General features: G+C 64.5%; 10 protein-coding genes and 2 tRNA genes. 7 read left to right on the top strand and 5 right to left on the bottom strand.

Annotated features, from left to right (window positions below):
* Positions 1–10: 10 nt before the first annotated feature.
* Positions 11–940, bottom strand: a complete 930-nt coding sequence (locus tag BM046_RS07340) for a LysR family transcriptional regulator (RefSeq protein ID WP_090538456.1) — start codon at positions 938–940, stop codon at positions 11–13.
* 118 nt (positions 941–1058) lie between these two features.
* Between BM046_RS07340 and BM046_RS07335 the strand changes: the two genes are divergently transcribed.
* The 5 genes from BM046_RS07335 to BM046_RS07315 all read left to right on the top strand — a co-directional run bounded on the left by BM046_RS07335 (position 1059) and on the right by BM046_RS07315 (position 6499).
* Positions 1059–2090: an HlyD family secretion protein gene (locus BM046_RS07335; protein WP_090538455.1), complete on the top strand. Its 1032-nt coding sequence runs from the start codon at positions 1059–1061 to the stop codon at positions 2088–2090.
* Positions 2083–3618, top strand: coding sequence for a DHA2 family efflux MFS transporter permease subunit (locus tag BM046_RS07330; RefSeq protein ID WP_235818595.1), 1536 nt, complete (start codon positions 2083–2085; stop codon positions 3616–3618). Before BM046_RS07335 ends, BM046_RS07330 begins: the two co-directional genes overlap by 8 nt.
* A gap of 167 nt (positions 3619–3785) precedes the next feature.
* Positions 3786–5069: an NAD(P)/FAD-dependent oxidoreductase gene (locus BM046_RS07325; protein WP_090538453.1), complete on the top strand. Its 1284-nt coding sequence runs from the start codon at positions 3786–3788 to the stop codon at positions 5067–5069.
* A 125-nt stretch (positions 5070–5194) separates the two neighbouring features.
* Positions 5195–5566 (top strand): PA2779 family protein, encoded by a 372-nt coding sequence (locus tag BM046_RS07320; protein WP_235818607.1) that lies wholly within the window; start codon positions 5195–5197, stop codon positions 5564–5566.
* Positions 5567–6499 (top strand): PA2778 family cysteine peptidase, encoded by a 933-nt coding sequence (locus BM046_RS07315; protein WP_218150013.1) that lies wholly within the window; start codon positions 5567–5569, stop codon positions 6497–6499.
* A gap of 10 nt (positions 6500–6509) precedes the next feature.
* On the opposite strand, the gene BM046_RS07310 is transcribed toward BM046_RS07315, so the two are convergent.
* Both BM046_RS07310 and BM046_RS07305 read right to left on the bottom strand, forming a co-directional pair.
* A complete protein-coding gene (locus BM046_RS07310) occupies positions 6510–7166 on the bottom strand; it encodes a glutathione S-transferase family protein (RefSeq protein ID WP_090538451.1) in 657 nt (218 codons plus the stop codon).
* 22 nt (positions 7167–7188) lie between these two features.
* Positions 7189–7950 carry a hypothetical protein gene (locus tag BM046_RS07305; protein ID WP_090538450.1) on the bottom strand — a complete coding sequence of 254 codons (762 nt, stop codon included), beginning with the start codon at positions 7948–7950 and terminating at the stop codon, positions 7189–7191.
* A gap of 324 nt (positions 7951–8274) precedes the next feature.
* Between BM046_RS07305 and BM046_RS07300 the strand changes: the two genes are divergently transcribed.
* Positions 8275–8350: transfer RNA gene (locus BM046_RS07300), tRNA-Glu, on the top strand.
* Positions 8351–8366: 16 nt separating this feature from the next.
* Positions 8367–8442, top strand: a tRNA-Gly gene (locus BM046_RS07295).
* A 241-nt stretch (positions 8443–8683) separates the two neighbouring features.
* Here the strand turns inward: BM046_RS07295 and BM046_RS07290 are convergent.
* Both BM046_RS07290 and BM046_RS07285 read right to left on the bottom strand, forming a co-directional pair.
* Positions 8684–10042, bottom strand: coding sequence for an MBL fold metallo-hydrolase RNA specificity domain-containing protein (locus tag BM046_RS07290; RefSeq protein ID WP_456236158.1), 1359 nt, complete (start codon positions 10040–10042; stop codon positions 8684–8686).
* A 5-nt stretch (positions 10043–10047) separates the two neighbouring features.
* Positions 10048–12384, bottom strand: coding sequence for a phosphoketolase family protein (locus tag BM046_RS07285; protein ID WP_090538448.1), 2337 nt, complete (start codon positions 12382–12384; stop codon positions 10048–10050).
* Positions 12385–12561: the final 177 nt, after the last annotated feature.

Raw genomic sequence — 12561 nt, 5'->3', positions numbered from 1 at the left:
GATGGGTAATTCAGGTGGTCGGCAATTTTACCAGCGGATCATCGGTGGTCTCTACCCTGTCCTTGACCCGCTGCTCCAGCTTCTCCAGAAGATAGTCGATGAAGGTCTTGACCTTCATCGACTGGAAACGACGGGAGGGGTACAGGGCATAGAGCTGGGTGGATGGCAGCACGCAGTCTGCCAGCACCCGGCACAGCCTTCCCTCTTCCACCAGCGGCTGGGCGATGAAGGACGGCACGTTGATGATTCCGCCGCCGGCTGCGGCCGCCTCCCGGGCGAAGGTGATGTTGTTCACCGTAACCGCATGGGGTACCGGAACGTTCACGCAGGGTTCGACAAACTGCCACTTGCGGCCCTCGTCGATCAGGGTCTGAATGCAGCGATGGCGGCTCAGATCCTCCGGCCGCTTCGGCTCGCCGAACTCCGCCAGATAGGCGGGACTGGCGAACAGCTGTCGCGGACTGAGCAGCAGCGGCCGCGCCACCAGGCTGGAATCCTGTGGCCGCCCCAGCTGGATGGCGATATCCACGCCCTCCTCCACCGGGTCGATATGGCGACTGGTGAGCTCCACATCCACCTGCAGGTTGGGATAGCGGCCCACGAACTCGCCAACCACGGCACCGAGCAGCAGCTGGCCGAATTCGATGGTCGAGGTGATCCGCAGCAATCCGGTGGGTTCGCTCTGCAGCTGCATGATCGCCTCTTCGGCTTCGGCGAATTCCTGCATGATCTGCCGGCAGCGCTCATAATAGGCCTCCCCCACCTCGGTCAGCCGCAGCTTGCGGGTGGTCCGGTTGAGCAGGCGCACACCAAGCCGCTCCTCCAGCTGCGCTATGCGGCGACTGACCGTGGACTTCTGCATGCCCAGCATCAGCGCGGCATTGGTAAAACTGTGGCATTCCACCACTCGGGTAAAGATCAGGGCGTCGTCCAGTCCCACGTCACTGTTCCTGTGATGCAACAAAGTTTCCAGATTCTAGCGCCGATAGGAGACGGGGGAACAGTGGTAGAGTGCAGAACAGGGTACCGCATGAAAAGAATAATCAGGGAAATCCACAATGCCGGCACGTGTTCGCCAACGACTGTTCCTCTTTCTGTTCCTGGTAGCCGTGGTGGCTGCCGCCCTGTTCGCCCATTGGTGGCTGGTCGGCCGCCATTACCAGAGCACTGACAACGCCTATGTTCAGGGTGATATCACCCGTATCTCAAGCCAGCTGGCTGCCCAGGTCACCGAGGTGCTGGTAACCGACAACCAGAGCGTGACCGCCGGCGAGTTGCTGGTGCGCCTGGATGACCGCGACTTCACTACCCTGCTGGCCCGCGCCCGCGCCAATCTGGCCACCCGCCGGGCCGAGCATCAGCAGGCCCGCGCGCAGCTCGCCCGTCAGGACAGCGTGATCGAAGCTGCCAGAGCGGCTCTGCAGGCACGCCAGGCCGAACAGCGGCGGATCGAGCTGGATATCCAGCGCATATTGCCCCTGCGCCAGTCCGGTTACGCCTCCGAGGAGCAACTGAGCAACTTCCGCGCCCAGCTGGATGTGGCCAAGGCCCAGGTCCGCGGTGCCCAGGCCGAGCTGCAGAGTCAGATACTCGGCAAGGACACCCTCAGCGCGGATATCGAGCGCCTGGCAGCCCTGGTCCAGGCAGCGGAAAGCGACGTCGCCGCCGCCGAGATCGACCTCTCCCGCACCGAGATTCGCGCCCCGGTGGCAGGCCGGGTCGGACAGCGCAGCGTCCGCCCGGGGCAGAACGTGCAGCCCGGCGCGCATCTGCTGTCCCTGGTACCGGACAGGGACCTGTGGGTCCAGGCCAATTTCAAGGAAACCCAGATCAAGCGCATGCACAAGGGCCAGCGCGCCACCCTGATCTTCGACGCCTTCGACGATCAGCCGGTAGAGGGCTACATCGACAGCCTGTTCCCGGCCTCCGGCGCCCAGTTCAGCCTGTTGCCGCCGGACAACGCCACCGGCAACTTCACCAAGGTGGTACAGCGCATTCCGATCAAGGTAGTGCTGGCCGACGAGCATCCGCTGGCACAGTTGATCCGTCCCGGCATGTCCGTCAGCGTGAAGGTCGATCTGCGTGACTGACACCCTGGCCCCCGGCTATATACCGCCACCCACGAGGCGAGACTGGATTGCCATTCTCAGCGCCATCCTCGGCGCCTTCATGGCGATTCTGGACATCCAGATCATCAACTCCTCGCTGAAGGATATCCAGGGCGCATTGTCGGCCACCATCGAGGAAGGCTCCTGGATATCCACCTCCTATCTGGTCGCGGAGATCATCATCATTCCGCTGGCGGCCTGGCTGGCCATGGTGCTGTCACCACGGCGTTTTGCGGTCAGCATCTCGGTGCTCTTTGTCATCGCCTCCCTGCTCTGCTCCATGGCCTGGAGCCTGCAGAGCATGATCGTGTTTCGGGTACTGCAGGGACTGGCCGGGGGCGCCCTTATCCCCTTCGCCTTCTCCCTGGTGCTGACCAAGCTGCCGCTGGACATACGCCCCAAGGGCATGGCGCTGTTCGCCATCACCGCCACCTTCGCCCCCTCCATCGGCCCGACCATCGGCGGCTGGCTGACCGAAAACTTCGGCTGGGAATGGATCTTCTACATCAACGTGGTCCCCGGCGCACTCATGACCCTGGGGCTGCTCTACGGGCTGGACCGCAGCCCCCCGCGCTGGGAGCTGCTGCGCAAGGGTGACTATGCCGGCATAGTCACCATGGCGATCGGTCTGGGCTGCCTGCAGGTGTGTCTCGAGGAAGGCCATCGGGAGGACTGGCTGGAATCGAGCTACATAATCACCCTCGGCAGCATCGCGCTGATCAGTCTGGCGTGCTTCGTCATCCTGCAGCTGTCGCGGGACAACCATCTGGTCAACCTGCGGCTGCTGACCCAGCGCAACTTCCTGCTCGGCAGTCTGGCCAACATAGGGCTGGGGGTCGGACTCTACGGGACGGTATTCGTGTTGCCGGTGTACCTGGCACAGATCCAGGGCTACAACGCCCTGCAGATCGGCCAGGTGATCATGTGGCTGGGCCTGCCGCAGCTGCTGCTGATTCCGCTGGTGCCGGTGCTGATGCGGCACATTCCGCCACGCTTCATCTGCGCGACCGGCTTTCTGCTGTTTGCCACCGGCAGTTTCCTCAGCGGATCCCTGAATCCGGATTTTGCCGGGGATCAGTTCATTGCCATCCAGATATTGCGTGCCATGGGCCAGCCCCTGGTGCTGGTGCCCCTGTCGATCATCGCCACCGCGATGATTCCGCCATCCCAGGCGGGCTCCGCCTCCAGTCTCTACAACATCCTGCGCAATCTGGGTGGTGCCATGGGCATTGCCATGCTGGCCACGGTGCTGGACAGCCGGGCGGCCTACTACTTCGACATCCTGCGCAGCCACGTGACCCCGGGCAACCCCGCCGCCGCCGAGCGCCTGACGCTGCTGACCGAGCATCTGGGCAGTGCTGAAGCGGCCCTGCGTCTGCTGGATGGCCAGGTACGTCAGCAGGCGCAGATCATGGCCTACAACGATGCCTTCCACGCCATCGCCATCATGCTCGGCTTGTCCCTGCTGTGCATCATCATGACCCGCGGCCTGCCCAAGGCCGCACGCTGATCAGGCCCCCGGGGACGGGCTTGCACCAGCACGTTCCCGTGCCCGGTCGCACTCGGGGCTCGTGCGCGACATTCCCGGCAGGCTTGCCCTGCACTCGCCTCTGGCGCTGCCGTGCGCCCCGCGGTAGCATGCATGCAATGTAAAAAATAACGAACGAGGTGCGTTGCATGCGTCACACACCCTATCCACATTCCTATTACGCCGCCTCAGCCAGCCCCGCCCCGGAGCGCCCTGCCCTGCAGGGTGCCCATGAAACCGACGTCTGCGTGATCGGAGCGGGCTACACCGGCATCTCGACCGCGTTGTTCCTGCTGGAGCAGGGCTTCCGGGTAACAGTGCTGGAAGCGGCCAGGGTGGGATTCGGGGCGTCCGGGCGCAACGGCGGGCAGATAGTCAACAGCTACAGCCGCGATCTGGACGTGGTGGAGAAGCAGGTGGGGCCGAGGCAGGCGCGCCTGCTGGGGGAAATGGCCTTCGAAGGCGGGCAGATAATCCGCGACCGGGTGCGCCGCTACGCCATCGATTGCGACCTCAAGGACGGCGGGGTGTTTGCCGCCGTGAACCACCGTCAGCTCAAGGCGCTGGAGGAGCAGCAGGCGCTGTGGCGGCGCTACGGCTACGACAGGGTCGAGTTGCTGGACGCGTCGGGGATACGCGGAGTGGTCAATACCGACCTTTATGTCGGCGGTTCGCTGGACATGGGCGGCGGTCATATCCACCCCCTGAATCTGGTGCTCGGCGAGGCGGCGGCAGTGGAGTCCCTTGGCGGCATCATTCACGAGCAGTCGGCCGTGATGCGCGTGCAGCCTGGCGAGCGCCCTGTTGCATATACCGAACACGGGCAGGTCACCGCCCGCTTCCTGGTGGTAGCCGGTAACGCCTACCTGGGCGACCTGCTGCCGTCATTGGCGGCGAAATCCATGCCCTGCGGCACCCAGGTGGTGGCCACCGAGCCCCTCGGCGAGGAGCTGGCCCACTCCCTGCTGCCCCAGGATTACTGCGTGGAGGACTGCAATTATCTGCTGGATTATTACCGGCTGTCCGCAGACAAGCGGCTGATCTTTGGCGGCGGCGTGGTCTACGGGGCCCGTGATCCGGCGGATATCGAGGCACTGGTACGACCGAACCTGGTGCGCACCTTCCCGCAGCTGAGGAATGTGAAGATCGATTACGCCTGGACCGGCAACTTCCTCCTGACCCTGTCACGGCTGCCGCAGATGGGCCGCCTGGGCAGCAATATCTACTACTCGCAGGGTTGCAGCGGGCACGGTGTGACCTTTACCCACGTCGCCGGCAGGGTACTGGCAGAAGCCATACGTGGTCAGGCCGAGCGCTTCGACGCCTTCGCCGCCCTGCCCCACTATCCCTTCCCCGGCGGCCGTCTGCTGCGTGTTCCCCTGACTGCACTGGGCGCCTGGTACTACCAATTGCGAGATCGCATCGGATGGTGATTGAACCGCCTCGGTCAACCCGTGGTCACAGGAATGTCACCGTCGTAGACAAAACAACATCAATTCGACTCAGGAGTACCATCATGAAGCATACATCCGCAGTACGGCGTTACCTGTCCATCTTCATGGCTGCGCTGTTCATGTTCACCAGCATGGTGAGCCTGCACGCCCAGGCAACCCAGGCCGCCATGACCTCCACCCATGAGGTGATTGCCGAGCAGCAACTGAGTGTCGACCGCGACCAGCTCAAGGCCATGCTTGACGACCAGGCCGTGCAGGACAAGCTGGCCAGCATGGGGGTATCTCCCGAGCAGGTCGAACAGCGAATCAACAGTCTGACCGCCGACGAGCTCGCCTACTTCAATGCCCAGCTCGACGAAGCACCTGCCGGTGCCGGTATTCTCGGTGTGATCGTGCTGTTCCTGGTGATCTTCATCATCACCGACATGCTCTGCGCCACCAACATCTTCCGCTTCGTGAACTGCATCAATCGCTAAGTGCTGAAGATCCTCAAACCCCTCGCCCTGCTCGGCCTGACGGTACTGCTGTCTGCCTGCGCAGGGCGCTCACCGATGGTCATGCCTGAGGCGACCGAACTGGCCCATCTGCCCGATCGGATACTGCTGCAGGATGTCCCCTTCCATGCCCAGGACGCGTACCAGTGCGGTCCCGCGTCCCTGGCCATGGTCCTCAATCACCGTGGCGTCGCCGCCACCCCTGACTCGCTGAAGGACCGTGTCTATCTGCCCGAACGCAAGGGCACGCTGCAGGTGGAAATGATCTCCGCCGCGCGAGAGCGGGACCTGCTGGTCTACCCGCTGGACAAGGATCTGCAGGCCATCCTGACCGAGCTCGCCGCTGGCAATCCCGTACTGGTGATGCAGAATCTCGCCTTCAACTGGTATCCGCAATGGCACTACGCCGTTGTGGTGGGGTATGACCTGAACGCCCGCGAGATGCTGGTACACAGCGGCCTCAACAAGGCCCAGCGCGAACCCTTCCATGTCTTCATGCGGACCTGGAGCCGCGCGGACTACTGGGCCCGGGTAATGTTGCCGCCCGGTCAGCTGCCGGCCACAGCCCGTCCCCTGACCTATCTCAGAGCCGCCAGTGATCTGGAACAGACCGGTCGCCTGCACAGCGCCGAAGCGGCCTATCGCAGCGCCGTGGAGCAGTGGCCTGACCAGCCCACCGCCCGCTTCGGTCTGGGCAACACGCTCTGGGCCGGGGACAAACGCCCCGCTGCGCTGGAGCAGTTCCAGCAACTGGTCAACGACTTCCCCGACTTCCAGCCCGGCTGGAACAATCTGGCAACCGGCCTGGAGCTCAGCGGGTGTGCATCAGCTGCGGCGGCGGCAAGGCAGTGCAGCCAGCAGGTGCCGAAGTCCGACACCTGCGCCCAGCTCAGCTGCACGCCTGACGGGCAGTAATCGCGGCGGGCTAGGCTCGACCGGTAAGCCTGGCGACCAGCTGATGTTCCTCCGGCAGCAGGCTGCTCACGCTGCTGCGTGAGGTCAGCCGGCTGAGCAGGGAGGACAGACCCGGCCAGCGCATCTCGTCGATCAGCTCACCGGCATGGGCCAGATTGATCAGCTGACTGCACACGGCAATGTCCGCCATGCTCAGCTGCTCACCGAGGAAGTAGTGCTGATCGCCCAGCTGTGCTTCCAGATAGTCGAACAGCGCCGGCAACTGCTCGAGGGCCGCCGCCACGGCAGTTTCATCACATTGCCCGCCCATCACCGGCTTGAGAATGCGATTGATGTAGATCACCTGGGTGGCGAGCCGCCCCAGCTCATAGTCGGCATACTTTTCCAGCCAGCGCACCCGGGCCGCCTGCTCCGGTGATGAGCCGAACAGCGGCTTGCCACCCCGGGTTTCCTGCAGGTACTGGGCGATCACCGAGGAGTCGGCCAGCCCCAGCTCTCCATCCTTCAGCGCAGGGATCCGGCCCAGCGGACTGATATCGAAGAACCAGTCCGGCTGGTTGAAGGGTGTCTGGGGTACCAGTTCATGTTCGATCTGCTGTTCCGCGAGCTGGATACGGATCTTGCGTACGTACGGCGACAGGATGGCGCCGTAAAGGGTCAGGGACATCGGAGGGCTCCGTCAGTGGATTTCAGTCATCGTACAGGGCTTTCTTGCGCCACGCCTGATCATCCTCCTCCAGCGCCTGCACCCCTTCACTCAGGGCCGTACCCGGCGCTGCCCGCTCCATCTGGGCAGCCGCCTGCTCGGCCTGAATGAGCAGATGACGGAAGACGGCCAGTTGATCGGCCGGGGCGTTCGCGCCCTGCTTGCTCAGATAGGCGACCGCTCTCTCATATTGCAGCTTGGCCACCCGTGGTTTGCCGGCCTGCATGGCGGCCTCGGCCAGGGCACGGAGCATGTTGAGGGTCACCTCGGTGCGCTGCCGGCGGATCTTCTGCGACCAGCGAAGCAGCGTTCCATCATCGATCAGTCCATCCTGGCGAGCCAGCTCCAGAACACGCAGCAGCTCGCCCAGCTGCTGGCGTACTTTCTGCGCCGCCGTCTCATCGCTGATGTTCATCTCGGGGTTGCCTGCCGAGGCACCTGCGCCGGCCAGCTGTTCACGCACCTTGGCCAGCCTGCCAGCGGCTTCGTGACGCGGATCGTGACTGAGCAGACGCTCCAGCAGCGCGGCTTCCACTGTCAGCAGCAGTTTCTTCAGGTCGGGGCTCATGAATTGCCCGGGCAGTGCGGCATTGATCCCGTTGCAGTGATTCCACCGTGCATGCAGCTCCGCCACCGCCCGGGCCTTCTCGAGACGGGCGCGCTCCACCGCCTGGCTGAAGAAGCCGATGGCGATGACTATGGCAAGGCCGCCGACAACCAGGGCGACAATCAGCGTGGTAGACAAAATCTCTCTCCATCGACGGGGGTGGATATCGTTATGCCACAGTCGGCAGGGCAACTCAATCGAAGCAGATCCGCTTGAGCATGGCGACAATGGGGCGCAACGGCAAGGCTGTCCGGGGATCCCGAGGCCCCGGAAAATATCCATCCGGGCCGCCAGCCCAGAGAATTCGCGGAAATAGAAAAAAACCTGAAAAAATATTGGCTTGAGGGGTTGACGCCCCCTCGGGCCATGCCTAAAATGCGCGCCACTTGCAGCGAACAACGCACAGCGAAGAACGCCGCAGGTAGCCAGGGTTAACACCTCGGCACTGTGAAGTCCGGATACGTCCCCTTCGTCTAGTGGCCTAGGACACCGCCCTTTCACGGCGGTAACAGGGGTTCGAGTCCCCTAGGGGACGCCACTTCGGCGTCAGATTTGCGGGAATAGCTCAGTTGGTAGAGCACAACCTTGCCAAGGTTGGGGTCGCGAGTTCGAGTCTCGTTTCCCGCTCCAGATCCTCTTCAGGCAGCCCTGCTGTACTGAAGAACAGAAAAGAGCCTCAGGGCTCTTTTTTTGTGCCTGCGCTTTGCAGGTATTGGCAACAAGGCTCACTGCCGCTGGACGAGCTGGTGCTCGTCCCTCCCGGGAGCCCCCTTCTTTCGGCGACGCCAAGCGCCAGCAGAAACGTCGAGTACCGGCAGGAACGAGCACCAGCTCGATGAAACGGGGCGAGCCTGCTCGTCCCGCCCAACGCCTAGTACAACTCCAGCACCTGATCCTGCAGCGGCACCGTGGCGTCCCAGCCCAGCTCGCGGATGATGCGCTCGCGCAGTGCTTCGGAGGCCTCCGGCTCGCCATGCACTATGAATACCCGCCGCGGTGGACGCTGGAAGCCGGACAGCCAGCGCATCAGTTCATCACTGTCAGCATGGGCCGAGAGCATGGGCAGCTCGGTGACCTCGGCGTTGACCGGCATCCAGTGTCCGTAGATCTTCACCTCCCGGGCACCTTCCAGCAGCTTGCGACCACGGGTACCTGCGGCCTGGAAGCCGGAGAACAGCAGGGTATTGCGGTGGTCGCCGCCGAAGGCGGCAATGTGGTGCAATACCCGGCCGCCGGTGGCCATGCCGCTGGCGGAGATGATCACCTTGGGGTAGCGGTTGGCCGACAGCGCCTTGGATTCCTCCACGTCACGGATGTAGTTCACCGCTCCGCAGGCTGCCGCACACTCGTCGGCGGTGAGCTTGTGATCGACATTGTGCCGGCACAGCAGCTCGGTGGCGCTGGTCGCCATGGGGCTGTCGAGGTAGATGGGGACATTCTTCAGCCGCCCCGCCTGCTTCAGGCGCCACAACTGGTAGATGAGACTCTGCGCCCGGCCCACGGCAAAGGCTGGAATGACCACGGTACCGCCCCGGGACACGGTTCGCTCGATCACCTGGGCCAGGGCCTCCTGCGGGTCGGCGGCGTCATGCCGGCGGTTGCCGTAGGTGGATTCGACCACGATATAGTCCGCCTCGGTCACCGGCTCGGGGTCATGCATGACCGGATCGCGGTAGCGCCCCAGATCCCCGGAGAACACTATCCGCTTGCCGGCGATATCGATCTGCAGGGTCGCCGCGCCGAGGATATGCCCGGCCCGGCGCATCAGCATCCGGGCATTGCCGGGCAGCTCGATTTCCTTGTGCCAGGCGACGGTGCGGAACTGCCGCATGGTCCGTTCGGCATCCACCACCCGGTACAGCGGCAGTGCCGGCTTGTGCTTGGTAAAACCCTTGCGGTTGGCAAACTCGGCGTCCTTTTCCTGCAGCCAGGCGCTGTCCAGCAGGATCAGCTCGGCCACATCCCGGGTGGCCCTGCTGGCATAGATTTCGCCCTCGAAGCCATCCAGCAGCAGCCTGGGCAGATAGCCACAGTGGTCCAGGTGGGCGTGGGTGAGCACCACCGCATCGACGCTGTGGGGGTTGATCGGCAGGCGTCGCCAGTTCAGCTCACGCAGGTTCTTCAGCCCCTGGAACAGGCCGCAATCGATCATGATGCGGGTGTCATCGTGGGTCAGCAGGTGTTTCGAGCCGGTTACGGTTCCGGCGCCACCAAGACAGGTCAGTGTCAGCATCGTCAGTTATCCAGGGCTTGGTCTTGTTCATCCGGCTCGGACAGGGCCCAGCCGGTCACCAGGGCAGTGGCGCGCAGGGCGTCCAGCCAGGTACAGCGGTTGGCCCGCAGCATGCCGGCCACATCCAGGGTGCCGCCACGGCTGATATAACCCAGCGCCCAGGTCTTCTGGGGGCCGCTGTCGATCCGCCGCAGGATGCCGAGCATGGGTTCAGGGCGGGTGTGGGTGAGGATCACCCGGGGCATACCCGGCGGGAACAGCGCCTGCAGCCTGGCATCATCCAGCACAAAGCTCGCTTCCAGTTCATCCCGCGGGCTGCGCAGGCGACCCGGCTCGATGATCACGGTCACGCAGGCGGCCCGTCCCTGCTGCGCCAGCGCCGCCTGGGCCCGCAGCGCCTCCTCCAGCTGATAGGCGCCGATGGCGATCAGTTGCACATCGGCGCTGGCCGGGTCGCCCACCACATGGGCCGCGCCCTGCTCTACCAGTGCCTCGGCCCGGGCGCCATCCAGATACTGTTTCACCTCGCGCTTGGAGACCACCACACAGGCGAGCTGGCCGCGACCGGCATAGACCGAGCGCATGGCCGCCACCGTGGTGTTGCCTCCGACCGGGAACAGCACCCGCACGGTGTCCGACATCTCCCCCAGCAGCGCTTCGCCGATGGTCGGGTCCTGGTGCGACTGCTCGTTCTTGGAGTTCTCCCAGGTATGGGAAGTGACGATCAGGGGCACCGGCAGCCAGCCAGGCCGCTGGCCCAGCTCCTTCTGCCGGCGGACGAAGATTGCCTCCTGGCGCATCAGGCCGAGCATCTTCACCGCAAAGGCCTCGTAGCTGACGATCAGGTTCAGCCCTGCCTTGTTGGCCAGCGCGGCAGCGGCCACGGCCTCCTCGTTGAGTGCGGTGATGACCGAGCCGTGCAGATCCTCCGGAACACCCGGCTCCGGCTCGTTGACCCGGTGCTTGAGCAGCGCCAGGGTCTCGCCCATCTTGTTGCTGGCCAGCTCGTCGGGGTTGCCGACCCGCACCCGCAACTGCGGGTTGGCCTTGACCAGCTCGACAAACCAGCGATCCAGCGCCGTCATGGCGCTGTCCTCCAGCCCCGGCGCCTGCCATTGCGGAGTCGGCAGGACCGGCGCTGCCGGCTCGCGATGGACCAGCGGGTTGCGGCTTTCCAGCGGGCGGTTCTGCCTGTCGTGGTTAGCCAGGGTGGCCACTGCCTGCTGCAGCTCCGGCAGCGGCACATGCAGGGCCCGGGCGCTGCTGTTGAACAGCTCGCGCGCCACCGCATCCCGGTGCGGATTGCTCACCAGCGGCAGGTTGTGTGCGGCGTTGGTGCCGGCACCGGGGAAGCCGAAGCCCTTTTCGGTCTCGGCAATCACATAGGGCAAGGGCGCCGGATAGCGCCGCTGCGGATCGGCGGAAAAGGCCTCAAGCCGGTCCTCGGCCATCAGGATGGCCCAGGCAAAGGCCGCCGGGTCGCGACCATCGATGATCACCGGATCGAAACCATTGTGCCGCTGATCCTCGAGCAGCCATTCGGGGCCACCCTCCTGGATGATCTGGGTACGCTGCTCGATACGGCGTCCGTTGAGGATCATCACCGGGATGGCGATGCCGCAGTCCTCGGCGCGCCACCAGCGCGGGGCCCAGTCCGAACCCCGCTGCTCCTCGAAGGCACCATCACTGAGGAAGGCCACCAGGCTTTCCCCCGGCAGCGGCATATGAATGTACTGCAGTTCGGCAAAGCCCAGGTAACCACCTTCGGAGATGGCTCCGGCGGTGTTCGGTCCGGCGTGACTGCCAAGGGGTGCCGAGGGCATGCCGCCGGCATCGGTCTGGTAGGAATAGAAGTCCTGGCACAGGCGCGCCAGTCCGGCTTCGCTCAGTTCATAACGGCCCTGCTGGGCCGGGGACAGGTCACCGGTCAGGGTGTTGATCGCTTCTATCGCGGCGACGCAGTGGCCCTGGCCCATCAGCCAGGCCCGGGTCCGTCCGCTGAGGGCGTTGGCCAGCAGATAGCCGACGAAGGCCGGCACCATGTTCAGGGAACCACCGGTGTGCCCTTCGGGCACCGGCTTGAAATCCTCGGCGGCCAGCGGCTGGCCATCCAGATCCAACCGCCTGGCATAGGTCATGTGGGCGACCACATTCATCCCGGCGCAGGTCAGCCGGTCAGCGGCGACAAGCATGGCATAGAACTGGTCCTCGTCCTCCACCCGCCCCCTGGCGACCAGTTGGCTGGCCAGCGCGGTGATGCGCTCGCGGGTCTGCTCGCTGTGGCGCAGGGGGCCATATCCGGCCTGCCACAGATTGTGGGGGTCGGTGTCAGTGCTCATGGGTGGTACTCCTTGTAGTCATTGTTTGGTGTTTCCTTTGTTCGCCCGGGAATATCGCGCCGCTGGGAACGTCGAGCACCAGCTCGATGAGCGGCCTGGCTCAAGCCTCTGTGCTGGCCAGCAGCCTCGCTGGACGAGCTGGTGCTCGTCCTTCCCAGGCCCGTGCCCGGTCGTGCT

The sequence above is a fragment of the Halopseudomonas formosensis genome (assembly GCF_900115905.1).
GTDB lineage: Bacteria > Pseudomonadota > Gammaproteobacteria > Pseudomonadales > Pseudomonadaceae > Halopseudomonas > Halopseudomonas formosensis.
This window is presented reverse-complemented; position numbering and strand designations above follow the sequence as displayed.

Coding starts and splice junctions, on each gene's coding strand:
- BM046_RS07335 (WP_090538455.1), top strand. CDS start 1,059: ATGCCGGCACGTGTTCGCCAACGACTGTTCCTCTTTCTGTTCCTGGTA.
- BM046_RS07325 (WP_090538453.1), top strand. CDS start 3,786: ATGCGTCACACACCCTATCCACATTCCTATTACGCCGCCTCAGCCAGC.
- BM046_RS07320 (WP_235818607.1), top strand. CDS start 5,195: ATGGCTGCGCTGTTCATGTTCACCAGCATGGTGAGCCTGCACGCCCAG.
- BM046_RS07310 (WP_090538451.1), bottom strand. CDS start 7,166: ATGTCCCTGACCCTTTACGGCGCCATCCTGTCGCCGTACGTACGCAAG.
- BM046_RS07285 (WP_090538448.1), bottom strand. CDS start 12,384: ATGAGCACTGACACCGACCCCCACAATCTGTGGCAGGCCGGATATGGC.